The sequence below is a fragment of the Methanomassiliicoccaceae archaeon DOK genome (genome assembly GCA_009911715.1).
Lineage (GTDB): Archaea > Thermoplasmatota > Thermoplasmata > Methanomassiliicoccales > Methanomethylophilaceae > Methanoprimaticola.
Genome location: CP047880.1, coordinates 97,900 through 119,827, shown reverse-complemented (window position 1 = coordinate 119,827; position 21,928 = coordinate 97,900). Strand labels below are relative to the sequence as shown.

The following is a 21,928-nucleotide window of genomic DNA, read 5'->3' as shown; positions in this document are numbered from 1 at the left end:
TCATGACACCGCCCAGGATTAATGCGCGGGTTCCTTTCATTCTCTCCCCCTGAGCATTGTCTGCATTCCATGCTCTAACAAGTTTATTTCTTTGCAGACTTAAAAATATGTTTGATTATGGAGGATATATAGTATCAGTTATGAATCAGAGTATAACAGAAAATATGAATCTGTGTTTACTCTCGGAAATTGACACTTTTGGACAATGGGGCAATACCGTGTTCATAGTAGGCCAATGTTGATTTCGGCATTTGGTTCTCCCTCGTCCGCGGCTTCTCTGAAGAGCTTCTCGGCCCTATCCAAGTCCCGGGGAATCCCTATGCCGACAGCGTACATCACGCCGAGATTGTTCGTGGCCTCCCTGGAGCCGAGTTCGGACGCCCGTTGGAACAGGTTCGCCGCGATTTCGGGATCTTTCTCGACACCGATGCCCTCGAGGAACATCACGCCCAGATTAAGGATTGAGATCGGATGGTCGTTCTCATATCCGTCGGCCAGCAATCCGAGTGCTTTACCAGGGTCTACTTCGACACCCACCCCGTATAGGTACATTGATCCCAGCGTCCACCCCGCCTCCCTGCACCCCTGCTCCATGGACCTTGAAAGCAGAGCAAATGCCTCGGTCTGATCCTTCTCGATGTACGGAGTCCCCCGTACCAACAGAGTTCCGAGTATATAGTTCGCCAGAGGGTGATCCTGGGAAGAAGCCTTCCTGAGCAAGCGGGCGGCCATGAAGCGGTTGTCGTCATTCAGGTATACTCCGACAAGTTCCATTGTGGCGTCGGAGATGCCACCGAAGGCGGCGTTGGTAAGCTTCATCACCCCGTACCTGTAGTCGTCGGATTCCGGAGGATTGCTTTTCACGAGATGAGAGCCAAGCGCGTACACGCCCCTACAGTCGCCGCCGTTGAATGCCGAAGTCACCCAGTAATCCACCTGGTCGATGTCCGCCCCCTCGTCGAGCAGGGACATCCCGTACTCGGCCTGTGCGGCAGGGTGTCCGGCTTTCGCAGAGCGCTCCATCCACATCCTCGCCTCGGATCCGTCTGGATCCAGTTCTCCCTCCACTCCGTATGCTCTCGCAAGCACGTACATGCCCAGAGGATCTCCGCCCTCCGCCGCCCTCTTCAGCCACGTGACTCCCTCCTCCCTCCTGCGGAGGGGGAGCGTCTTGGACAGGATCATCATCCCCAGAGTGGTCTGCATCAGCGGATCACCCGCCTCCGCAAGTTCTGTTATCCTGGTGGCGTTCAGACTGATATTCGTACCCTTGACCTTCACGAATCTGTTCCTCACGATATCCCCTCCCTTCTCAAGTGCATTTTCGATATTCTCATATCTAATAAAATATTCTTATAAGAATATTTATAGATTGACATCATGATTCCATCATCGCTGTGTCTCCTCTCGGTGACGTAGGGAATTGGTCGGGATACTGTGGAAAAGGAGTCTGTAACATCCGGAAATACGAAGACGGGACGGTTCGGAAGGCTAATCGAGGGGATGGCCAAACCCGGTGCGGTCTGGCTGACATCCGGGTTCAGAGGCGGTGGCAAGACCCACACGGCCGTGGCCATCGCGGAGAAGATGGTCACGGGACGCTTCCCCGGGCTGGGGAAGGTCATCCTCCTTACGAACATCATCTTCTTCACGAAGCGCAGCGGGAAGCTCACGGAGGGGACCCCGGACGGGGTATATCACATCAGGACCATGAAGGAGGTGTTCCCGCTGGTGGTCGAGAACATGGAGCGCTACGGACGCGAAAACGTTCTGTTCCTGCTGATCCTGGACGAGGCCCAGAACTTCATAGGGGGCGACTCCAACCAGACCAACGCCAGCGTGATGATGAAGGGGTTCCTGGGGATCATACGCAAGTTCCGCATGATGGTTTGGTTCCTGACCCCCTCCAGCAGGTCCGTGGGCCCCGCGTTCAGGAACTTCATAAACAACAAGGAATATGCAGGAAACCTCACCGGGAAGTTCAGGAAGGACCTGGCCTTCAACAAACGGTACATAGAGACGGAGCATCTTAACCTGCGTCCGGAGGAGCTTATCGCGTTCCAGAACTACGATATGGACTCGCCCGTCCTCATCATAGTGCCCGTCACGGAGTGGACCGGAAGGAAGGAGGACCTGGAAGAGGGAGAATTTTGCTATGACCACGAGGCCTCGGCGTCGTTCTACGTTGGGGATGGGTTCGACTGGAACCTTTTCAACCGCACGGTCGGAGGTGTCAGCTCCATCAGGGTCATCGACACAATCAAGAGGTTCTACGCCGAGAACTGCACCGAATCGGACGAAAAGAAGATTGATGCACCAAAAGCATACAAACTACTTACAATCAGACGTGCAATTGACTTGGACATAGATGTCAAGACAGCATCGGCAATTGCTGGCGTCCCGTACTCCACAGCGAGAAGATGGTTGAAAGAAGATATCGAAACCAAAGTTGATTGATTTCGTTAAGATTCGATAACGACATGCTCCATCGCATCTGAATAATCGGAGACCATTTTCATCTACTCATCTCGTCACCGAGTCTTCCCAGGTCTAATTCTCAGGTACGCTGAGCGTACTGTTTCATCTATTCGTACCATCCTTCGATATCGGTGGTACGTTGGAGTTCGTGAGCAAGCGGTACGATCCCGGGACGGGGAGGTTCATCGTAGAGAAGTACGATGACGACGAGGGCTGGACGACATGGACATTCGATGACTTTGAACCGTTCCTGAAAGCGTGCGACTATGACCTGTCAGACGCGGAGCTGAACGGCTACGTCCCCGAACCGAGTCGGATGGCCCTGTGTAAGGCCACCCCATACTCCCTTCCGGAGACATCCAACGACGCCCTGATCGAATCAACCGGGCGCTCCCTCGCCCTCCAGAAGCGCATGACGGCGTTCTACGTCACCGACATCCACCTGGACTCCAAGATAATGAAACGTCATCCGGACGGCGCCACACCCGAACAGGTCTCGGCGTTAGTGGAGGAAGTTGTTGAGCGCATCGCCGAGGATTTCATCACGGACGACGACAGCGACCCCGTACTCCTCGTGGGAGGGGACGTGTCCAATCACTGCCGCCTCGTTGAGGCGTTCTACACCGCTCTCGCGCACCGCATCGGCGGCGAGCGCATCGTCGCAGTCCTTGGGAACCACGAGTTCTGGGACCCGGAGACCCATTGTGGAGGAGGTCATCCGTGCGATTCGGCGATAGCGTGGTACCGCTCCATGGCCGAGCGCGCCGGGATACATCTGTTGGAGGGGGATCTCATCGTCTTCAAGGACACTGGCGTCGAGGTTGTCAAGCGCCAGTACATGCGCTCGTTCCCGCCCGAGGGATTCCAGCGTCTTCTGAGGAGCGCCAGGCTCGCCGTCTTCGGGGGAGTGGGGTTCTCCGGCCTGAGAGGGGATCACAACACTGACTCGGGCATGTACCGCGAGGGCATGGACCGCGACGAGGAGGTCCGTCTGTCCGAAGGGATGGACAGGCTGTACCGCCAGCTCCTCTCCGCCGTCCAGCGCTACGACATGGTGGTGCTTACCCACATGCCCCTCCACGACTGGACGGATGCCCCCAGGAACCCGAACTGGATCTACGTCCGCGGACACGACCACAGTAACCGCATCACGATCGATGAGAGTACGGTGGAGCTGGCTGACAACCAGATCGGGTACGGCGGGAGGGTTTCGCTGAAGTCGTTCCATCCGATGGCAGACGATGACACCTACTGGCGCAGCGACGCCCTGGGTTACTACCCCGACGGGATCCACGAGATAACCAAGGCCCAGATGTACGACTTCTACCGCTCAAGGCACGTCAGCATGACCTGCAGCCAGATAGGGACGTTCTACATGGTCAAGCGCGGAGGAGTCTACATGTTCTTCGTCAGCCTCCCACGCGGATCGTTCTACATGCTATCTGGGGGTATGTTGAGAAACGCAAAGACAAGGGACCTGCGCTACTACTATGACAGACTGACTGAATACGCCGAGTGCGTCCGCAGGTTCACCGCCGGCTACATGAGCCTCACCTCCAAGGTGTCGAAAAAGGTAAAGGCCCTTGGAGGATGGGGGACGATCCACGGGTGTATAGTGGACGTCGATTTCTTCAACCATATCTATGTCAACCCATTGGACGGGAAACTTACCCCGTACAATGCGCCAGAAGACATCGTCAGAAAGTTTGTCTACCCCAGTGTCGGAGCTCTCATAAGGGGAAACTGTCCCAACCTTCTTGAGAAGTACGGCTCCAAGATGAAGACGGACGCCGTGATGAGAAAACTCTTCCCCGACGCCGAGGGGGAGCCGGTGCTTTACGAGTCCACGGACATCTACACGGCGTCGAGGATCTACAGGTCTATGCAGTACCTAGTGGAACTGGGCATAGTCCGCCGCTGGGACGAGGTGCTCTTCAGAATGATGGAGACGGAGGACGAAAAAACGGTGGCAGGGCTCCTGCTTGCAGGGAAGACCCCCGACGATGTGAAGGAGGACGGAGAGTTCAAAATATCTAGACGACGAAACCGATCAGGATGGACCCTATCGGAATCGTCATTTACACCTTACCACAGCAGGAGCTATGTCACTTAGGCCGGCACTGATGTCGAGTACAAACCCATTATCCCCTACAACTGAAGAAATGTATGACCGAATTATACGATATAACTCTGTGTCGCCCTAGAAATATATATGATATGTTCGAAAGCCCCCCGTGGGCTATGGACACTTCGTTCTGGCTACCTTTTTTCAGTGCTAATGGAAACGAATGCTGATTCGACATTATTTCTGGGAAAATGATGTCTAGAGCCGCTTCTGCACCATCATCGAATGGAATTCCCGGTCGATCTTCTTCATGTTCAGCCGGCCACATCCTCCGGGGACCCTCTCCCCTGCACGGTGGGATTCCTTGTACCTCATCCTCATGACCTTCATGGAATCGGCGCCCTTGCTACCAACGATCTCGTATTCCTTGAGGAACTGCTCGGCGTTCATCAGCTCGGCCATCACCCCCGCCCGCTTCAGCGCCGTTACGGACATGCCGATGGATTCAGCGGTATGAGACAAGACGTTGGACAGACCCAGAGGAAGCCTGGTACTCACGCGAGGGTCATCCTTGGAGCACGGGTAAGTGAGGGACAGCGCCACGGCAGCTACCGTCCAATCCGCCAGAGACCTCGGACCCTCCACAGAGGCCCTGGACATGGAGTACAGGATCGTTCTGCACGAGCTCTTCACGAAATCGTTCAGACTCGGATACAGGCCGACCTCGACGAGACGGTCAATCCTGTATCTGATCTCCGGACTCATCGTGAAGAAGATGACGTAGAGTGCTTCCATCAATAATGGTATCATTTATAGACTTAATAATGATGTTTGCAACCACATCCTCCGAATACATGGTAAAACGAGCTACCGAAGATTCCAGGAACTCACTTGAGGTCCAGATACGGTTCCAGTTAGACCGTGTCATTCGTTTTGTGGTGCCATACGAAGAACCTCGTCCAGGATAATACCGTCGTCGGTGCGCCATTCTATCCAGCCATTGGTGTTGTGACCCCGGACGATGCTAGATGCGGCGGAGCACTATGGGCATGGCTTTAGAATATTAATTATAATTGTTGCTTAGCCACAAATAGTGTTTTATCAATACTAAATGGAATAAATCTGCACATGGCCGAAAACCCCTCGTTCCCCGCCCATATCGAAATCGTGAAGGTCAAGGTGCTGGCAACTGGCAGAGCCATCGTTTGCGCTCAGAGGCAACGAGAGAGGGATGATTTTTTACGATTATGAATCAGTCATTGTTGATTATGATTAACTTCTCCCAATCCTCATGGACGTGATTGAGATAAGCAGCTATAATTATGGTATAGTAACGCGTCTCCGACATCTTGCCAGTTATGCGGCCATCTTCCTTTGCATATTCTACAAACACAGGGTATGTGTCCAGAACCCTCTTGATTAACCCCAACGGAACCGTTACTTGCAGACGAGAGATGTCCGGTTTATAGTCCTCGACCTGCTCCATGTACATATCGATTAAATCCTTGAAACTGTCGAAACCCACTTCTTCCCTATGGACATACATAAACTCAGGAAACGAATCCTTCCCACTTTCCTTCTCAATTTCAAGCCATTTTGAAAAGAACGAGGCACTAATGTCCAGGTAGACTGCCTCCAAATGCCAGCGCAGAGCGGAATTGAACACATCCGACATGTTGGAAAATAACGGACTGGAATTAGGGTAGAGCTTGAGCAAATCGCTGTGCAGTTCCACAGGCACCGCGATCAATATCCTTCTTGTTTCGACTCCGACCACACCCTTATACCAGTCCAACATGATTTAATCGTAATCCTCTCGATTATAGACAGTTTCACTCGTACTTAGCGATTATCTGATGCTAAATAGTATCAAATATGTGAAAGTTTATTCTAGGGTGATGACCAAAGTCATCCGTATAACAACAAACCCGAGCCCTATGGACCTCGCAGAGATCGACAGGCTCGTGGAGGAGGGGTATGCGAGGAGCAGATCGGACCTCGTCCGCTGTGCTATCCGCGACTACATCGCCAACCACAAAAAGGAGTGAGAGGAAATGAATACAAAAATCGCCCCTGGGGATTGCCAGGGGCAGATGATGGAGGTGTGAATGGACAAATACGATGCTGAATATATAGACGTTAATCTTTGCATCAGACTTGATACTAAACCGAAACCACTGGAAGACGTTACGTTTACCAGACACACATACTCGCTCAGCCCCAACACCGTGACTTCCATAAACCAGATGAGATCGATCTTCTACATCGGAAAGAGCGAACTCATCAACAAATCCGTGGCCCTGATGTCATCTTTCGCAGAGTCACTGGACCGCCCAGCATTCCTCCTATTGACCAAAAACCTGGATTGCAAAGACCACTACGCCTTGGACTTGACCGCAGGAATACCGGAATTCCGGCCTTCTCCCAACCAGAGGATTCCTGGGGTCGATCGCCTTGAACAGGGTTGCTAAGCAGACCTACCAGACACAACTGGACGCATTCCTGTCAGAAGACGTTCGCTTCAGAGCCATAGATAGACATGGCGGGCGCAGACTAGGCACAATCGTCCTGTTCGATGATGGAGCTAGCTACCATGGCTACAATTAATGATGCCATATTGATCGAACCCTACAAGGATAAGTCCGGATCGAAGGGCATGGCGGTCATCCACGAAGGAGGCGGCATAGAGATGATGCCGTACTCCGAATGGTGCCAGAATCTCAGTGAGTCGGAAATCAAGATGCTCAGGGATCTGGAAGCTTCCATCTGTTGGAAACTTCCGACATTCACACGCCTTGAACATTGGAAATCCGAACTCGGAGGGCCGCTTGGATCGAGTGAGTCGGAGGCCGCGGACATTATCGAAGAACGTACGATCAGGATAATGTCTGGAATCGCCGAGAGACTGACCAGGTACCTCCAGAAACTGGTATGCTTCGCCGATGACAACCAGGCCGTCGCCTCAGCCAACTACGTAATAGGGAGCTATTTCAAAGACCAGTTCGCAGTGATCCCACACTTGGTGGTGAACAGCTTTACTGGATCTGGTAAGAGCACGCTGCTAATGGCCATCAGCAAAGTGATGTACAGGGGGGTGTACCGGACCAACTACAGTTCGGCGGCACTTACCCGGTTGGTCCATGACTACGACGTATCCCTCGCATTGGACGAGATGGGTCGCAACATGGAGAGCAAGTCACGTGGCGGCGACCTGTACCAATTCCTCCTGGACGTGTGCAGCAAAGAAGGCGGAACCATACGCTTCATCAACGACACACGCAAAATCGAAGTCTGCAAAGCATACACCCCTGTGGTTTACGCCACACGTGGGGATTCCGTCCCAGAGGACATTTGCAACCGCGGGCTGCCGATCGAATTGGGAAGACTTGGAAACGACAGCATGGTCTACTCGGTCAATTACCTTGAGGATGTGCCTTGGGAATATCCTGAGGACGACCCTGAGATGATCCTGGAGGACCTGCATTGCCTGAAACTATTGACCGAATCACACAGGGGAACCGAATACGAGAACCTTGAACTGGGTGGAATCTGGTTCAAACGGTTCAGGAACATAATAAAGGATCAGCTGACCAGGACCATACCCGAGTTGGGGAAATACAAGTATGCATACGTGCACGATTTGCCGTCCGTTCCGATAATGGGGCGCGACATGGACCGTGCATTGCTGTTCGCAACCATCGGGTGCACAACGAAATCGGAGCGGGAGATGCTCTCATTGATCCAGCAGAGCATCGATGGCATCCGCCTTAGAAACATAGACTCGGTCGAAGGGGGCATGTTCAACGCCATGCTCAGGCTCATACAGAGAGGATACATGGATTCACACCCCCTCGACGTGAAGAAAACGGAGGTGTCTTTGAGAGACTGCAAGGAACTGCTTAACAGAATAACGACGAAAGACATTAGAGACGAATACACCGACAGGGAGAGGGACCTGGGCCATTCCGTACCCTACTCCGCAACTACCCTGACGACAAGACTTGTATCCCTCGGGTTCGATCTCAAACAGGCGTACGGAAACCACAGGCGGATAAACACCGATGCGAAGTCCTTCGACAGGAACTTCCTGACTGCCATCGAAACATTCGGGGATTACGACAACCTCATGTTCTTTGGCAAGATAGAATCCCCCACTAGAAAGTCCGAACCCTCATGCAGGGAGGTGGATGCGGAATGACTTCTGGTGAACGGACCACATCGGTAACTGGGCGTTCACACAATGCCTGGACATCCCTGAAAGTGAACGTAGTTAACGGATCCGGAACATCATCACCCGTCTCGGGAGGCTGGACGAGATGAACTTCAGAGACGGGATCGATGGGTTTATCGATGCCCAGACCGGCTTCTGGAACGAGGCCACATCAGAGGAGCGCAGATGCAAACTGGGCACCATAGCGACGAGAATGGAGAAGCTGCACTCCGACGGCAAGATCAGCACACTGGAAGCCGACAAGATGACCAGGAGGGACATCCAGGAGTTTCTCAAGTCCATGAGGGACAGTCGTCTGGAGACATCCACCATGAAGAAGTACCTACAACTGGTCGACCAGTACCTCCAGCATTTCGAGAACTACTCGGCCATGCGCGTCAGGAGCAACGCCGGCCTCTCCGTTCCGCTGAAGGGTATCGAACACCTGAGCAAGGAGGAAGCGCTCACCGTCATGAACTACATCGACGGCCTGCCCGGATGGAACGGATCCATCGTCCGCGGGATGATATACCTCGCGTACCAGACGATGGCCAGGCCGTCGGAGATCAGGCTCGCCAAGGTGAACGACCTGGACATCTACGGCAGACGTTTCCGCATCACGAACCCCAAGGGCAACGGAAGATACGCGGACAGCGAATGGGTCCAGCTGCTCTTCGAGGGATCAGTGGACACGCTGATCCGCTACCTTGAGGAAAGGGAGAGGTATCTCAGGAGAAACAACATCGAGAGCGACTGGCTGTTCCCCAGGCTCTACAAAGGCGATGTGGGGACATACACGCTCAAATCGGTCAACGCGAAGATGCGCAAGGTCAGTGAGGCCACCGGAATCCAGTTCACCCTCAAGACCTGGCGCGCCACCGTCGCCACATGGTTCTGCGAATACGACAGCGACCTGCTCCAGAACGTCTCGGACGAGCTCCGCCACAAGTGCGCCAAGACCACGGACATGTTCTATGCCAGGGTCAGGAAGGCGTCCAGCGGGAAGACCCTGACCAAATACTCCGCCGCAATAGACGTGAGCCGGAACCGCAGCATGGCCCACAGACGCACATGGAGGGGGCACCTATGAACCCGCTTTACGTCGCAGGAATGTCCGGGGAGGCGGGATCATGAGCGGACTCATCATCAAAGGCAAGCTGGACTTCGAGGAGGCCAGCAAATTCGCCAGGGACTACTACGACCTGTACGACGTCCCGCTGACCGAGGAGGAACGTCGTGCGGTGGAGATGGCTCGCCACAGGTTCCCGCAGATGTTCGGAAAGGATGTGTCGGACCGCCAGTGCCTGGAGATCCTGCGGCTCGAATACAGGGACCGGAAGGACCATGGACCTGAACCGGAGGTCACAGCGGAGGACCGCGCCATGATAGGGAGGATGCGCGGGAAGTACCCAGATATGTTCGATGACGGGATGACGGAGAACGAGCAGGCGGACATGGCATGGGGCATCTACCTTTTGAGGGAGGGAAGGGCATGAGCGTGCCCAGGCCCCGTTCGACCGACCGCACAGGCCGAGGGCTGACAGATCCGATCCCTCCGCCGACGGTCTGAGGACCGCCGGCACAAACTCGCCGACGGCGGGATTCCCGCTGTCGACCATTACCGCCCATTCTTGAAAAAATCCGACGTCTGGCCACCCCTGAAGGGAAATGTCCGTGCCGGAGTTAACTTTCCATCCGGTCCGACGGCCGGATGTTTATAAAGAGACGGCGGGGAAAGCGTTCGAAGACAGAGGGGTGAGAAGTGGGCCCGCCCAGATTTGAACTGGAGTTACGTGCACCCCAAGCACGAAGGATACCAAGCTACCCCACGGGCCCGTGTGAAACGGGGGAACAGGTTTTCAGATAAAAAGTTGACGCTGGGACAGGGACCATGGTCCCGCCCCAGCTGGAGTTTCATCCGAGCGGAGCAATCTCTCCGATGAGGTCGGCGTGGGAAACGATCATCCTGCGGCAGCAGTACCTCTCGAATCCGAGGTCGTCGAGAACCGCTTTAGGATCCTCGCCCATGCTCACGCGTTTCACATACTCGGGATACGCCGAACCGACGACCCTTCCGCAAGTGAAGCATCTCACAGGAATTATCATACCAGCACCTCAACGGTAGGACTTCTGCTTCTTGGCACGGGCACCGGGTCCGAGCGGGTTCTTGGGGAGCTTGCGCCTGTCATCGTTGATGATGAGGGTCCTGTCGTAGGCCCTGAAGATGGCCTCGAGCTCCTCGTCCTTGTAGAACTCCACGAGTCCCCTGGCGATGGCGGTCCTGGCGGCAGCAGCCTGTCCCATGACGCCTCCGCCGTTGACGGTGACGGCGATGTCGACCTTCTCGGCCTTCTCGGGAACGAGTCCCAGAGGCTCCTCGATCTTGAGCCTAGCCAGCTCGGGTGTGAAGACCTCGATGGGGACCTTGTTGATGGTCACCCTTCCGGAGCCCTCTTTGACGGTGGCTCTGGCGATGGCGGTCTTCCTCTTTCCGCTTGTGTTCACGCACTCAACCATGGGATCATCTCACGTTGGAACCCAGGAATTTGGATACGGCTCCCAGGGTCGTGTATTTGCCGGTGATCTTCCTGCAGGCCTCCTCGGGCCTCTCCTTCTCGCAGTCCTGGAACTGCTTGGGGGTGCCGACGAAGACGTGGAGTCTCCTGTAGGCGTCCCTTCCGGAGGTGGTGGTCCAAGGGATCATTCCCCTGACGCACCTCTTGAACAGGAGGTCCGCCCTGCGGGGGTAGAAGGGTCCCTTCCTCTTGGTGGTGTCTCCGCGGTCGACCTTCGCCTTGAAGTCGGCGAAGACCTGCTCCTTGACACCGGTGATGACGATGGCCTCGGCGTTGAGGACAACGATCTCCTCTCCATCCATGATCCTCTCGGCGACCACGCTGGCCAGCCTTCCGTGGATCAGGTTCCTTCCGTCGATAACAGTAACCATCCAAATCACCTCATGATCCTGACGCCGGTTCCCTTGGGGTTGGACTCAGCCAGCTCCTCGAGTGTGAGCGTCTTTCCGCCTGCGGCGACGATGGCCTTGGCGGCAGCGTCCGAGAAGTCGTACGCGGCGACTGTGATCTTCTTGCTGATGTTGCCTGCGGCGAGGACTTTCCCGGGGACGACGATGGTCTCCCCGTCCTGTGCGTACCTCTCCAGTTTGCTGAGATTCGCTTCGGCCCAGTTCCTCTTGGGTTTCTCGAGCCTAAGCGCGATGTCTCGCCAGATGGCAGCTTCTGTCTCCCTAGTCTTCGCCTTCAGCGTGTCGATGGTGGCGATGAGCTGGGGATTTGTCTTGCAGCTCTTCATATTTCTGACTCTCCCGACATTTCGGTAAACGGTTTGGGTAAGGGCTCGCTATACGGGACTCGTTTATAAAGGTATGCTAAGCCCTCCCTTTATACAAAGAAGGGCGTGAGAGCGCGCCCCGCACCCCCGCGGGACGTCCGTGCTGCCCCTGACGTGACATGTGCCAGATCTGTCCGATGCGCCTCCCGGGCAGGGTCCGCGGAGGCCTTGCGCACGTGTGCGCGCCCCCACTATGATTTAATAGGTGGGTGCGTTTCCTCGGCTTGATTTATATGATAAGGTTCGGTCCCGCAGGAATCCCTCTGTCATGCAAAGGTCGTACCCTCGAGGACGGCATCGAAGACGTCCACAACCTCAGCCTCGGAGCGCTGGAGATCCAGCTCGTCCGCGCCGGCGCCTACACCAGGCCCCCTGAGGACGAGGAGGTCGGGATGACCATCAAGGACATCGAGGAGGACTTCGTGATCGAGATCCTCAGGGACGGGGAGTCCGTCTGCGACCCCGACGAGCCCATCGAGGAGGACGACGACCTCGTGTACATGCCGTCCGGAGTGGCGTCCACGTTCGGGGACCTGTACCCCATCGGGGAGATGGCCAAGAGGCTGGACGTGAACATGTCCATCCACACCCCGTACTACATGGACCTGGGATCGGACGACGAGCTCTGCATGGAGTGCATGAACAGCATCAGGTACGCCGGCCTCATCATGAACGCCCTCGACGGCGACATCGTCGTGACCAGCCTCGGCCTGTACGACGGCAAGCGCGACCCCGAGGACATCGAGGACCACATCTACGGCAACGTGGCCGACCTCATGGACTGGTGGCACGGCAACGGCCTCAAGCCCAGGCTCGGCATCGAGATCACCGGGCAGCAGGATGTCTTCGGATCCCTGGACCAGGTCCTGGACATCTGCGAGCAGATCGACGGCCTCACACCCGTCATCAACTTCTCCCATCTGCACTCCCGCACCAACGGCTCCCTCATCGAGATGGACGACTTCCTGAACGTCCTGGAGATGGTCGAGCCCATGAGCGACGGCAGGATCCACACCGCGTTCGCCGGCGTGGACTACCTCGACGGCAACGAGAGGAGGCTCACCCCGATCAAGAAAGGGGACCTCAAGTTCGAGCCCTTCGCGGAGGCTCTGATCGAGATGAAGCCCAACTGCACCGTCATCTCCACGTCCCCGCTCTTGGAGCACGACGCCGTCTACATGAGGGTCATCCACGAGAGGGTCCTGAGCAAGAAGGTCGCCAAGGACCTCAAGGAGAAGAGGAAGGCCGAGGCCAGCGCCGCGGCCGCCACCGGTGAGTGAGTTGAACACGACGCTGGAGCAGATCCTCGTCAGCTGCCGTTCCGCCGTGGGGTCCGTCAGCACTTCCTGTCGCGACGACCTCATAGACGGCATCCAGAAAAGCCGCAAGGTGTTCATATACGGCTCCGGAAGGTCCGGACTGGTCGGACAGCTGTTCGCCGTCCGTCTGGTCCAGCTGGGGCTAGATGTCCACTTCGTCGGCGAGATGACCACCCCGATCATCGGGAAGGAGGACCTCACCGTCCTGATCTCCTACACGGGAAGGACGTCGTCTGTGGTCCAGACCGCCCAGATCGCCAAGAGGATAGGCTCCCGCATAATCTGCGTGACCGGAACCCCGGGAAGCCCGCTCACCAGCGTCTCGGACGTGTCCGTCGTCCTGGACGTCCCTCAAGGAGATGAGGTCCGCAGGGTAGCCCCCCTCGGAACCATTTTCGAGGATGCAACACTCCTCTTCTTCGACTGCGTCGTCAGCGAACTCATGCGCCGCACCGGCAACAGCGAGGAGGACATGAGGAACAGGCACGCAATCTGGGTCTGAATCATTCCGACATCACGGCGGACGCGTGCCTGAGTTCCCCGTCCTCCGAGACGTAGAGCGCGAACTCGCCTGCATACGGGTCCACCACCATCAGGACCCCATCGGAGAACGACTCCGAGAATATGGACAGGATCCCGTCGTCGGGCTCCGTACCACCATCTTCGGGTACCGCCGCCAAGCCTATCCTGGCATCGCCCGCTCCTGTTACTTTGTAGTATGTGCCAGAGTCGTCGTCGACCCTCTCCCCCAGGATCCACAGGGACCTCAGCCCGTCCTCCGCGGCGGATACAATCCCCTCCACCGCGACAGGCGTCATCACTATATCCGCTCCCGCTCTGAGACCGCTCATACGCATCAGAGCGACATCTCCGTGAAATACGCTTCGGGGTCCGGGATCACCTCGACGGTGTCGCCTTCGGATATCGAGTCTCCGACGTTCAATCCCGGGTCGAGAAGGCTGTACCCGTTGCGGAGGATGAACCCGTCGCATCCCAACGTCTCCCTGACCGCCTCGTCTATCTCCCATACCGCGTCGTCCCCGGAGAACTCCATCCTCATGTTGGAACCGCGGCCCCTGCACGACAATGTGAATCTTACCATCTCATCCACCCGCCGCACGTGTGCGGCACAGTCATGATGTTCCGTCGGGATAAAAGCAGACTAGCTACGCTTTAATAACTAGCGAGGTTAATGAGGACGGCATGGCAGCAGGCATCAGATTGCCGGAACACTCGCACTGCAAGTTCTGTGGGGACCCCACCCCGTTCGGCGAAGAGTACTGTGACGATGAGTGCAGGAGAGGAGAGGCCGAACGCGTCGCGAAGGAGAGGCGCAGGGATCTCATGTTCTACGCAAGCGCCGGAGTGGCCATCATCGTCATCGTCGTTGCCGGCCTGATCGCCTATTGAGTCCCCTCAGCATCTCCGCGGTTGCCGCGACGTTGTGGACCCTCACGATGTCGGCGCCTGACTCCGCCGCGACCAGCGCGGCCCTCGCCGAGGCCTCGTCCCTGTCCATTCCCGGATACATCACGGAGAGGAACCTCTTGCGGGACGACGCGGACAGCACCGGCAGGCCGTCTGAGAAGTATGAGCTGTGCGAGAGGAGCCACATGTTCTGCTCCGGGGTCTTCCCGAAGCCTATCCCGGGATCGAGGACTATCATGTCGCGGTCCATCCCACGCTCCACGGCCGATTCCGTCAGGGACCTGAGCTCACCGCGGATGTCCTCGGCGAAGCCGTCGCCCATCTCTGAGGAGTGGACCGCGCCCATGTCCTCGGGCACGGGCATGTGCATGATTATCGCGCAGACACCCGCAGATGCACACAACTCCGCCATGCCGGGGGCACGGAGCCCGTTGACGTCGTTGACGATGTCCGCACCCATGGCGACGCACATCTCGGCCACCTCGGTCTTCATCGTGTCCACGGAAACCGGCACGTCGACGACCGGAAGCAGCGCCTCCAGGACGGGCCTCAGCCTGCGCATCTCCTCGTCCGCGCCCACTGGGCTGGAGCCGGGACGGGTGGACTCCGCCCCAACGTCGATTATGGATGCGCCCTGGTCGACCATGTCCAGCGCATGCGAGACGGCGACGTCGACATCCGTCCACATGCCGCCGTCGGAGAATGAGTCTGGGGTTACGTTGAGTATCCCCATGATGAGGGGGCCCCCGGAGGGGGACCTCCTCGGAAGGAATGTCATTTCAATGGGTTTCAGAGGAGCTCGTCGATGATCTCGACGAGGTCCCTCACCTGGATCTTCCTGTCCCCCTTGGCGGCGTCGAGGTTGTTGACGCAGAAGGGGCAGGTGGTGATGATGACGTCCGCGAACGAGGCCTCGTCCAGCCTGGTGGATGCGATGTCCATGGACTCCTCGGGGTAGGCGGACCTCACGCCTCCGCCGCCTCCGCAGCAGTGGCTGGTCTTCCTGTTGAAGTCCATCTCCTTGAATTCGATCCCCGGGATCTTGGCGATGACCTCTCTCGGAGGCTCGTACACGCCGCAGTGCCTGCCCAGGTGGCAGGGGTCGTGGTACGTCACGACGCCGGACATGGGCTTCAGCTTGAGGTCCATCCTCGCGAGGTACTCGGTGATGTGGAGGACCTCGAAGGGGACGTCGACGTACTTGGGGTACTCGATCTTGAACATTCTGTAGCATCCGGCGCAGGAGAGCACGAGCGTCTCGACGCCCATCGCCTTGATGGCCTCGACGTTCTTCTGCATCAGCTTCGTGACGTCCTCCTGGGGCCATCCTACCCTCTGCATGACGGAGCCGCAGCAGGTCTCGTCCAGGGTGGTGTAGTCGACGCCGAGCTTGTCCAGGATGGACATCGTGGCCCTTGCGGTCTCCGTGGACCTGTAGGTGGCGGTGCATCCGGCGAAGTACCCGACCTTCGCCGCGTGCGGCTTCTTGCCGAGGGCCTCCTCCCTGGACTGCTTCTCTCCGAACGGGTTGCCGTCGGCGAGGATGTTCTCGCACATCGCCTTGTGCTTGGGCAGGATGCATCCGGCCTTGACGAGGTCGGCGCGACACATCTCGATGATGTCTACGATCTCCACCTTGGAGGGGCACCTGCGGACGCAGTCCGCGCAGGTGGTGCAGGTGTACATGTTCCTGACGAGGGACTCGTCCGGCTGGAGGTCTCCGGTGAGGAGACCGTAGGTCAGCACGATGCGTCCCCTGGAGAGGGCCGAGTCCCATCCGATCGATTTGAAGGAGGGGCAGACGCTCTTGCAGAAGCCGCACATTGTGCAGCAGTTGACCGCCTTCCTAACCTCCTCGAGTTTGTCTACCTTGAATTCCGACATGTTCATTCCAACCTCGGTATTGTGACGCTACCGTCCATGAGCACCATCACCCTGGCGTCGGGGTTCTCCCTGAACGCCTCAGCCATCGCGTCGGCGACGGTCGGGAACGGGGTGATGTTCGCATTCCTGAGGAGCTCCGGGTCCAGGTCGGTGACCGCCCAGATCGAGGCCCAGGTCGCGATCTCCGCCATCTTGGCGGCCTTGTGGTATCCGAGCTTGTACTCGGCCCTGAGGTTCTCCAGGACCTGCTTGGGGTCCTTGGAGCTCGACAGCTGGGTGAGGAACGTGGCGTGGCCGATCCCCTCCCTGCACTTGGAGACCATGATGATCTTCCCGCCCTCCTTGAGGGCCCACTTCCCGTTGTCCAGAGCCTTCTGCGACTGGTAGAGGTCGACGTCCATGGGGTACGGCGCCACGGATATGACGACATCCGCCTTCTCGGGGATGGGCACGGAGAATACCTCGTTCGCCCATCCGACTGCCTTCTCGAAGGCGGGGTTGAGGGCTCCGGAGGCCACCTTGTAGATGTTCTGATGCCTGTCGAGGACCATCTGGATGGAGAAGATCGCCTTGTCCTTCACGACCTCCAGTGCGTCCATCATGTCCTCGTGGACAGGGTTCCCCTTGAGGGCCAGGGACTGGGCCTCCATGCTCATGGCGAGCTTGTGGTTGGCCTCGATGGTCCTGTAGGATGCCACACCGGGCAGGAAGGACTTCCTCCCACCGGTGTACCCTGCGAAGTAGTGGGGCTCGACGGACGTGATGATGATGAGCCTGTCCGCGTCGACGGCCACCTTGTTGACCTCCATCGGGGTGCCGTTCTTCGACGCCCCGAGGTAGACGCACTCGGAGTTCTTGGCGTCGTGGCAGATGATGCGGTCCTTGAGCTCCTCGTAGTGCGACCCGAAGACGAAGTCGTACTCCTCGGGGGTCATGTCCCTGTGGGTCCCGGTGGCGATGAGGTACCTGGCGGACCTGAGGTCCATCCTCTTGGAGAGAGCGTCCAGGACCTTCGCGGTGGGTGTGGGGCGGGTTCCGTCGTTGACGATGAACACCACGTCCTCCCCTCCTTTCAGGAAATCCTCCATCGACTCGTAGCCGATGGGGTTGTCGATGGACTCGCCGATGACCTCGTCCGGGTCACCGCACTCGACGTCCTTGGGGTAGAACGTGCCGATATAGTTCTGGTCGGGGATCTCAACCTTCTGGATCCCGTCCTTGCCGTACTTCACATCAACGATCATGTGGACCGTGGGACGCATAACCGACTGAAATATAAATTCGTGCGCTCGCGCGTGCCTTCCCTACACGCGCGTGTAAGTATGTCGCACAGCCGCATCGATGGTGGAAGTTCCACCCCTTACGCCTATATAGCATCAAGTGCTACTTAGAAACATGATGACGGATTACCAGTCGCCCCTGTCCAGCCGTTACGCTGTCGACATCCTGGCGCTTGTGTACGAGAACGAGAAGATCATGGCCACCGACATGCTCAGGATCGCCAAGAACTACAAGACCGTGATCAAAACGGCCGACCAGCTCGTCGACATGGGCCTCATGACCATGCACCTCGAGGCGGGCAGGCGCCTGATGAAGATCTACGAGCTCACACCCAAGGGCAAGGCCATCGGGAAGCGCATGTCCGAGTGCCGCGAGATCTACTACGGGAACCTGGACTTCGAGGAGGGGACCGCGTCCGAGAAGTCGGAGAAGAAGTCCAAGAAGCGCTCCAAGTCCTGATACCACCCACAATCGCGGGGGACGGACCCCCGCACCTTCATCCCTGTCATGCTAAGTTTTTTATACAGGTCCTTCATTCGCACTCTTACAACAAGCCGCTGTAGCTCAGTAGGTAGAGCGTGTGACTGTTAATCACAAGGTCCTCGGTTCAAATCCGTGCGGCGGCGCCATCCCTTCTAACCTTCGATACATTTTTATCGGTCACCCCTATAGAGGTGCCTCAACGGGCTCTTAGCTTAGCTAGGTAGAGCGTCTGGCTCATAACCAGATGGCCGTCGGTTCAAATCCGGCAGGGCCCACTCACCCTTCTCCGCACTTCCCGTTCATCAGCGCTCGCGATACTGCGACAGTGCAAGCAGATTCGCGTCCGGGGTCATCGGCGGAACCCCGCACTCCGGCGTGATGATGTCGAAACCGGCGACCGCGGACCTTCTGGCCTCTGCGACGACGTCCTCAGGAGTCCCCATAAGCAGTGTCTGCACAGGATTCACCGTCCCGAACATCTTGCAGCGGCCCGCCACCCGCTCCATGTACTTGTCCGTCTCGTGGGAAGCTTCCAGACTGAGGCCGTCGGCCCCCAGGGTGACCAGGCTGTCGATGAAATCGAACGAACGACCGCATGAATGAATCGTGCTGAAGCATGAGATGGACGACAGCGTCCTCCTGAGCTGGGACTCGGTGAGGTCGGCGTACATCTCCGGGGAGTAGAGGTCTGTGTTCGCCGCCGCGATGACCGTGACGTTGTCAGCGTTCTCCGACAGAAGCTTCCCGTAGGCGCAGGTGTAGGGAACCATCGCGTCAACCCATGCCCTCACGGCGTCGGGATCCAGCATGTATCCCATCATCATGTTCTCCGCCCCGAGGATCTGGCCGGCAACGCATGAGGGGTCCTGCATGCCAGCGGTGACGAACAGGTCCTCGTGATCCCTCATGATCCTGCCAGCGACCTCGGCCACCATGGCGCAGCGGCCTCCCGAGACGAACTCGTCCGGCGTGATCAGGTCGTCGGGCACAGGCCCCGGCACCATGTCCCCTGTCCTGAAGGGCGAGTCGACGACGCTCGGCTGGGAGTTGTCCCTGCCGGGGGACACGGTCGCCCCCAGCCTCTCGGCCTCCACGGTGAGGCAGTACGGGACCCTGGCTGTGGCGAAACCGAACTGCCTTGAGAACTGGAGTGCCAGGGCCTCCATTCCCCTGGCGTCGAAGTTGGCGTCCGGCCAGTACGCGCCGCACGCCATCATCTGTCCGGCAGTCCCGGTCTGCGTGAACACGGCGGGAGGTGGGCAGCCGTCTCCGGGCTGGTCATCGAAAACATCCACGATCTCGTCCTTGGTGTTCATGGATGCCGTAACCGACCTGGACCCTTTTAATCACTGCGAGAGGGGTCCGAGGCTATGTACCTCGCGGACCTTGTGCTTCCGTCCGCCTTGCGGACCATCCCCGCCTTCCTCATGGTCTGGAGGAGGTTCGTGGCCTTCACCCTGAGCTGCTCCTCGGTGAGCCCCTTCCCGTCCCTGGACGCCAGGACCTCCGCCACGTCCGAACGTGTGACGTAGCCCTTCGAACGGATGAGCCCCATCACAGCGTCCTGGTCGGTTCCGGACGTGTACGCCGATGCTACCTCCTGGCCGGCTCCGGAGGCTATGCACGGCAGGTCGCCGATCATCTCCACCAGCCCCCTCCTCACGAGCGCCTTGAGACGCCTGTCTGGCACATAGCGGTTCTTAGCCACGCGGTCAAGGTCCATGACGGACTTCAGGTCCAGATCCCCGCGCAGGTCCATGACCCTCGCGTATGACCCTCCCCTCAGACCCGAGAGCCTCACGGCGACCCTCTCCCCGAGGATGTCGAAGTCCGGCATCGGGAAGCGGCGATGCGCCTGGGAGAGGTACATGGACCTGATGCCGCTGCCGGCGGCCGGGATGATCCCCAGACCGGCCATGGCGTTGTACAGGAAGGCGTTCCTGCGAGGCGCACCCGGAGGCGGACCGGTGACGAAGGACTCCGGGCTGCGGTCGGGGAAAGAGCCCATGCTGATCACGGTGACGGACTCGTTCTCCCGCTCGACGATCTCCACCGTGCCCCCGAGACCGTAGTCCTGGTGCACGACGGCGTTCCTGACAGCCTCCAGGAGCGTCGCGGTGCGGTAGGCGCTCACGACGGACTCGGAACCCTCCGGTCCGACCCTGCACGACCAGTTCCTGATCATGGACACCGCGTGGGTGGACGTGAGCACGGCCGGACCCTCGAACGTCCTGGAGTCGATGACGGAACCGTCCGGATCCAGGAGCCTCCACCTGATGCAGACAGACGACGGAATCATGCGCTCGCCCGGCTTCCCGAGCAGAATCAGCGCCGCGACGGTGACCTTGCCCCTCTTGAAGACCCCTGCCCTCGACAGGAACGTGACGTCGTCCCACTGCGCGCTCTCCTCGGCGCGGTCGGGGAACCTCTCGCAGAACGCCGCCCTTGCGGCCCTGACCGCCCCCGGGTCGAGACTTCTGATGTCGGCTCCGTTGACGATGTTGCCGGTCCAGTCCTCGTAAAGCCTAGGGGCACTCATGGTCCCGCATCGGCGTGCCTCTACATAATGGGGCCCTCGCCTGGAGAGCGTCCATGCTATGCCCCTGGCGAGCCTCAGGTCCCCGTCCCTGAAGTGATTGCCGGGATTGGTCTCGAACACCGCCTCAATGCCCTCGGACACGCAGCGGTCGAGGATGCGGGACGTGCAGTCGTTGACCGTGCGCATGACTGGGTTCGGCGTGCGGTGCTCCCTGCTCCCCACGGACAGGTACACCGACCTCGGCCTCGACCTGAACGGATGCGACTCCGCGAACTCGGCGAAACCGGGGTACCAGAGCGACCCGGATGCGGACACGCAGGCGGAGAAGGCATCGGTGACAAATGGCGCGTACACGGCGAAAAGCCCGCCCATCGAGTAGCCCGCGATGACTCTGTCGCCTCCGCCCAGGATGCCTTCCGCGTAGGGGACCACGTCCCCGACGAGGAACCCCATGTAATCATCGGCGCCGCCGGAGAACCCCTCCCCGCCGTTCATGACCGGGTCGGCCGGCCAGGGCGAGAGATCCCTGTTCCAGTCCAGGCCGGAGACCGAGACGAGATTGAACGCCGGGCATCCGAGCTCCGTGCAGCGGGAGACCACGGCGGCGCCCGCCTCCTCGTACATGCTGACGTACACCGTCGGGGCGCGATCGACGCCCAATGAGTACACCGTCACAGCCCTCCCTCCGAAGACCCTGCGCGTTATGTCCAAGCCGATCCCTCCGGTCTGCTGGATGGTGCCACGGACGTATATCATGTGTCATCCGCTGATGGACGTTATCTCATTCAATCTCATTTTCCAAGGGGCCCCCGGGCGCCGGGCAAGAGCACCCTCCTATAATGGTTAAATATCCCGTGACTTTGGATGAAGCAGAAACGGGCGACCCGTCG

26 protein-coding genes and 3 tRNA genes are annotated in these 21,928 nt (G+C 58.3%); 13 read left to right on the top strand and 16 right to left on the bottom strand.

The window, feature by feature from the left end; all coding sequences use genetic code 11:
* Positions 1–222 precede the first annotated feature (222 nt).
* Positions 223–1,296 (bottom strand): hypothetical protein, encoded by a 1,074-nt coding sequence (locus JS82_00635; GenBank protein QHK16728.1) that lies wholly within the window; start codon positions 1,294–1,296, stop codon positions 223–225.
* Positions 1,297–1,503: 207 nt separating this feature from the next.
* Here JS82_00635 and JS82_00630 point away from each other — a divergent pair, with 207 nt between their 5' ends.
* Positions 1,504–2,457, top strand: coding sequence for a hypothetical protein (locus JS82_00630; GenBank protein ID QHK16727.1), 954 nt, complete (start codon positions 1,504–1,506; stop codon positions 2,455–2,457).
* Between the two features lie 169 nt (positions 2,458–2,626).
* Complete coding sequence (locus JS82_00625; protein ID QHK16726.1) at positions 2,627–4,591, top strand: hypothetical protein; 1,965 nt, start codon at positions 2,627–2,629, stop codon at positions 4,589–4,591.
* A gap of 210 nt (positions 4,592–4,801) precedes the next feature.
* On the opposite strand, the gene JS82_00620 is transcribed toward JS82_00625, so the two are convergent.
* From JS82_00620 to JS82_00610, 3 genes are all read right to left on the bottom strand, one after another.
* Positions 4,802–5,338 carry a hypothetical protein gene (locus tag JS82_00620; GenBank protein ID QHK16725.1) on the bottom strand — a complete coding sequence of 179 codons (537 nt, stop codon included), beginning with the start codon at positions 5,336–5,338 and terminating at the stop codon, positions 4,802–4,804.
* 129 nt (positions 5,339–5,467) lie between these two features.
* Positions 5,468–5,566 (bottom strand): hypothetical protein, encoded by a 99-nt coding sequence (locus tag JS82_00615; protein ID QHK18338.1) that lies wholly within the window; start codon positions 5,564–5,566, stop codon positions 5,468–5,470.
* A 229-nt stretch (positions 5,567–5,795) separates the two neighbouring features.
* On the bottom strand, positions 5,796–6,341 hold the full coding sequence (locus tag JS82_00610; protein QHK16724.1) for a hypothetical protein: 546 nt from the start codon (positions 6,339–6,341) through the stop codon (positions 5,796–5,798).
* A 100-nt stretch (positions 6,342–6,441) separates the two neighbouring features.
* Between JS82_00610 and JS82_00605 the strand changes: the two genes are divergently transcribed.
* From JS82_00605 to JS82_00585, 5 genes are all read left to right on the top strand, one after another.
* Positions 6,442–6,591, top strand: coding sequence for a ribbon-helix-helix protein, CopG family (locus tag JS82_00605; GenBank protein QHK16723.1), 150 nt, complete (start codon positions 6,442–6,444; stop codon positions 6,589–6,591).
* A 60-nt stretch (positions 6,592–6,651) separates the two neighbouring features.
* Positions 6,652–7,014, top strand: coding sequence for a hypothetical protein (locus tag JS82_00600; GenBank protein ID QHK16722.1), 363 nt, complete (start codon positions 6,652–6,654; stop codon positions 7,012–7,014).
* Positions 7,015–7,121: 107 nt separating this feature from the next.
* A complete protein-coding gene (locus tag JS82_00595; GenBank protein QHK16721.1) occupies positions 7,122–8,741 on the top strand; it encodes a hypothetical protein in 1,620 nt (539 codons plus the stop codon).
* A gap of 118 nt (positions 8,742–8,859) precedes the next feature.
* Positions 8,860–9,843 carry a tyrosine-type recombinase/integrase gene (locus JS82_00590; GenBank protein ID QHK16720.1) on the top strand — a complete coding sequence of 328 codons (984 nt, stop codon included), beginning with the start codon at positions 8,860–8,862 and terminating at the stop codon, positions 9,841–9,843.
* Between the two features lie 40 nt (positions 9,844–9,883).
* Complete coding sequence (locus JS82_00585; protein ID QHK16719.1) at positions 9,884–10,249, top strand: hypothetical protein; 366 nt, start codon at positions 9,884–9,886, stop codon at positions 10,247–10,249.
* 267 nt (positions 10,250–10,516) lie between these two features.
* On the opposite strand, the gene JS82_00580 is transcribed toward JS82_00585, so the two are convergent.
* The 5 genes from JS82_00580 to JS82_00560 all read right to left on the bottom strand — a co-directional run bounded on the left by JS82_00580 (position 10,517) and on the right by JS82_00560 (position 12,065).
* Positions 10,517–10,589: transfer RNA gene (locus JS82_00580), tRNA-Pro, on the bottom strand.
* Between the two features lie 78 nt (positions 10,590–10,667).
* Positions 10,668–10,859: a DNA-directed RNA polymerase subunit N gene (locus JS82_00575; GenBank protein ID QHK16718.1), complete on the bottom strand. Its 192-nt coding sequence runs from the start codon at positions 10,857–10,859 to the stop codon at positions 10,668–10,670.
* Between the two features lie 9 nt (positions 10,860–10,868).
* Positions 10,869–11,270 carry a 30S ribosomal protein S9 gene (locus JS82_00570; protein ID QHK16717.1) on the bottom strand — a complete coding sequence of 134 codons (402 nt, stop codon included), beginning with the start codon at positions 11,268–11,270 and terminating at the stop codon, positions 10,869–10,871.
* Between the two features lie 4 nt (positions 11,271–11,274).
* Complete coding sequence (gene rplM / locus JS82_00565) at positions 11,275–11,700, bottom strand: 50S ribosomal protein L13 (protein QHK16716.1); 426 nt, start codon at positions 11,698–11,700, stop codon at positions 11,275–11,277.
* A gap of 5 nt (positions 11,701–11,705) precedes the next feature.
* The gene (locus JS82_00560; GenBank protein QHK16715.1) at positions 11,706–12,065 is read right to left on the bottom strand and encodes a 50S ribosomal protein L18e; all 360 of its coding nucleotides are present in this window, start codon (positions 12,063–12,065) and stop codon (positions 11,706–11,708) included.
* 272 nt (positions 12,066–12,337) lie between these two features.
* On the opposite strand from JS82_00560, the gene JS82_00555 reads away from it, so the two are divergent.
* A complete protein-coding gene (locus JS82_00555; GenBank protein QHK16714.1) occupies positions 12,338–13,384 on the top strand; it encodes a TIM barrel protein in 1,047 nt (348 codons plus the stop codon).
* Between the two features lie 13 nt (positions 13,385–13,397).
* Entirely contained in the window at positions 13,398–13,925 is a 528-nt protein-coding gene (locus tag JS82_00550; protein ID QHK18337.1) for an SIS domain-containing protein, read from the top strand.
* 1 nt (position 13,926) lies between these two features.
* Here JS82_00550 and JS82_00545 read toward each other — a convergent pair whose 3' ends face one another.
* Both JS82_00545 and JS82_00540 read right to left on the bottom strand, forming a co-directional pair.
* The gene (locus JS82_00545; protein QHK16713.1) at positions 13,927–14,274 is read right to left on the bottom strand and encodes a hypothetical protein; all 348 of its coding nucleotides are present in this window, start codon (positions 14,272–14,274) and stop codon (positions 13,927–13,929) included.
* A 5-nt stretch (positions 14,275–14,279) separates the two neighbouring features.
* A complete protein-coding gene (locus JS82_00540) occupies positions 14,280–14,525 on the bottom strand; it encodes a hypothetical protein (GenBank protein QHK16712.1) in 246 nt (81 codons plus the stop codon).
* A gap of 101 nt (positions 14,526–14,626) precedes the next feature.
* Here JS82_00540 and JS82_00535 point away from each other — a divergent pair, with 101 nt between their 5' ends.
* Positions 14,627–14,833, top strand: a complete 207-nt coding sequence (locus JS82_00535; GenBank protein QHK16711.1) for a DUF2116 family Zn-ribbon domain-containing protein — start codon at positions 14,627–14,629, stop codon at positions 14,831–14,833.
* Here the strand turns inward: JS82_00535 and folP are convergent.
* Genes folP through larA form a run of 3 tightly spaced genes read right to left on the bottom strand, consistent with a single transcriptional unit; the run spans position 14,802 to position 17,979 of the window.
* Positions 14,802–15,584, bottom strand: coding sequence for a dihydropteroate synthase (gene folP / locus JS82_00530; GenBank protein ID QHK18336.1), 783 nt, complete (start codon positions 15,582–15,584; stop codon positions 14,802–14,804). The two genes, JS82_00535 and folP, sit on opposite strands and share 32 nt — an antisense overlap.
* Before the next feature lie 56 nt (positions 15,585–15,640).
* A complete protein-coding gene (locus tag JS82_00525; GenBank protein QHK16710.1) occupies positions 15,641–16,741 on the bottom strand; it encodes a 4Fe-4S dicluster domain-containing protein in 1,101 nt (366 codons plus the stop codon).
* Positions 16,738–17,979, bottom strand: a complete 1,242-nt coding sequence (larA, locus tag JS82_00520; protein ID QHK16709.1) for a nickel-dependent lactate racemase — start codon at positions 17,977–17,979, stop codon at positions 16,738–16,740. The genes JS82_00525 and larA overlap by 4 nt, the downstream gene beginning before the upstream one ends.
* A gap of 151 nt (positions 17,980–18,130) precedes the next feature.
* On the opposite strand from larA, the gene JS82_00515 reads away from it, so the two are divergent.
* From JS82_00515 to JS82_00505, 3 genes are all read left to right on the top strand, one after another.
* The gene (locus JS82_00515) at positions 18,131–18,475 is read left to right on the top strand and encodes a hypothetical protein (GenBank protein QHK16708.1); all 345 of its coding nucleotides are present in this window, start codon (positions 18,131–18,133) and stop codon (positions 18,473–18,475) included.
* 94 nt (positions 18,476–18,569) lie between these two features.
* Positions 18,570–18,645 (top strand) — tRNA-Asn (locus JS82_00510).
* Positions 18,646–18,700: 55 nt separating this feature from the next.
* Positions 18,701–18,774: transfer RNA gene (locus JS82_00505), tRNA-Ile, on the top strand.
* 27 nt (positions 18,775–18,801) lie between these two features.
* Here JS82_00505 and JS82_00500 read toward each other — a convergent pair.
* Positions 18,802–19,815, bottom strand: coding sequence for a hypothetical protein (locus JS82_00500; GenBank protein ID QHK16707.1), 1,014 nt, complete (start codon positions 19,813–19,815; stop codon positions 18,802–18,804).
* Positions 19,816–19,841: 26 nt separating this feature from the next.
* Complete coding sequence (locus JS82_00495) at positions 19,842–21,794, bottom strand: hypothetical protein (protein QHK16706.1); 1,953 nt, start codon at positions 21,792–21,794, stop codon at positions 19,842–19,844.
* Between the last annotated feature and the right edge of the window lie 134 nt (positions 21,795–21,928).

What these genes read in the sequence shown, in the direction of transcription:
- JS82_00630 (QHK16727.1), top strand. Translation starts at nt 1,504, where the DNA reads ATGGCCAAACCCGGTGCGGTCTGGCTGACATCCGGGTTCAGAGGCGGT.
- JS82_00620 (QHK16725.1), bottom strand. Translation starts at nt 5,338, where the DNA reads ATGGAAGCACTCTACGTCATCTTCTTCACGATGAGTCCGGAGATCAGA.
- JS82_00610 (QHK16724.1), bottom strand. Translation starts at nt 6,341, where the DNA reads ATGTTGGACTGGTATAAGGGTGTGGTCGGAGTCGAAACAAGAAGGATA.
- JS82_00605 (QHK16723.1), top strand. Translation starts at nt 6,442, where the DNA reads ATGACCAAAGTCATCCGTATAACAACAAACCCGAGCCCTATGGACCTC.
- JS82_00600 (QHK16722.1), top strand. Translation starts at nt 6,652, where the DNA reads ATGGACAAATACGATGCTGAATATATAGACGTTAATCTTTGCATCAGA.
- JS82_00595 (QHK16721.1), top strand. Translation starts at nt 7,122, where the DNA reads ATGGAGCTAGCTACCATGGCTACAATTAATGATGCCATATTGATCGAA.
- JS82_00590 (QHK16720.1), top strand. Translation starts at nt 8,860, where the DNA reads ATGAACTTCAGAGACGGGATCGATGGGTTTATCGATGCCCAGACCGGC.
- JS82_00585 (QHK16719.1), top strand. Translation starts at nt 9,884, where the DNA reads ATGAGCGGACTCATCATCAAAGGCAAGCTGGACTTCGAGGAGGCCAGC.
- JS82_00575 (QHK16718.1), bottom strand. Translation starts at nt 10,859, where the DNA reads ATGATAATTCCTGTGAGATGCTTCACTTGCGGAAGGGTCGTCGGTTCG.
- JS82_00570 (QHK16717.1), bottom strand. Translation starts at nt 11,270, where the DNA reads ATGGTTGAGTGCGTGAACACAAGCGGAAAGAGGAAGACCGCCATCGCC.
- rplM (QHK16716.1), bottom strand. Translation starts at nt 11,700, where the DNA reads ATGGTTACTGTTATCGACGGAAGGAACCTGATCCACGGAAGGCTGGCC.
- JS82_00560 (QHK16715.1), bottom strand. Translation starts at nt 12,065, where the DNA reads ATGAAGAGCTGCAAGACAAATCCCCAGCTCATCGCCACCATCGACACG.
- JS82_00555 (QHK16714.1), top strand. Translation starts at nt 12,338, where the DNA reads ATGATAAGGTTCGGTCCCGCAGGAATCCCTCTGTCATGCAAAGGTCGT.
- JS82_00545 (QHK16713.1), bottom strand. Translation starts at nt 14,274, where the DNA reads ATGAGCGGTCTCAGAGCGGGAGCGGATATAGTGATGACGCCTGTCGCG.
- JS82_00540 (QHK16712.1), bottom strand. Translation starts at nt 14,525, where the DNA reads ATGGTAAGATTCACATTGTCGTGCAGGGGCCGCGGTTCCAACATGAGG.
- JS82_00535 (QHK16711.1), top strand. Translation starts at nt 14,627, where the DNA reads ATGGCAGCAGGCATCAGATTGCCGGAACACTCGCACTGCAAGTTCTGT.
- folP (QHK18336.1), bottom strand. Translation starts at nt 15,584, where the DNA reads ATGGGGATACTCAACGTAACCCCAGACTCATTCTCCGACGGCGGCATG.
- JS82_00525 (QHK16710.1), bottom strand. Translation starts at nt 16,741, where the DNA reads ATGAACATGTCGGAATTCAAGGTAGACAAACTCGAGGAGGTTAGGAAG.
- larA (QHK16709.1), bottom strand. Translation starts at nt 17,979, where the DNA reads ATGATCGTTGATGTGAAGTACGGCAAGGACGGGATCCAGAAGGTTGAG.
- JS82_00515 (QHK16708.1), top strand. Translation starts at nt 18,131, where the DNA reads ATGATGACGGATTACCAGTCGCCCCTGTCCAGCCGTTACGCTGTCGAC.
- JS82_00500 (QHK16707.1), bottom strand. Translation starts at nt 19,815, where the DNA reads ATGAACACCAAGGACGAGATCGTGGATGTTTTCGATGACCAGCCCGGA.
- JS82_00495 (QHK16706.1), bottom strand. Translation starts at nt 21,794, where the DNA reads ATGATATACGTCCGTGGCACCATCCAGCAGACCGGAGGGATCGGCTTG.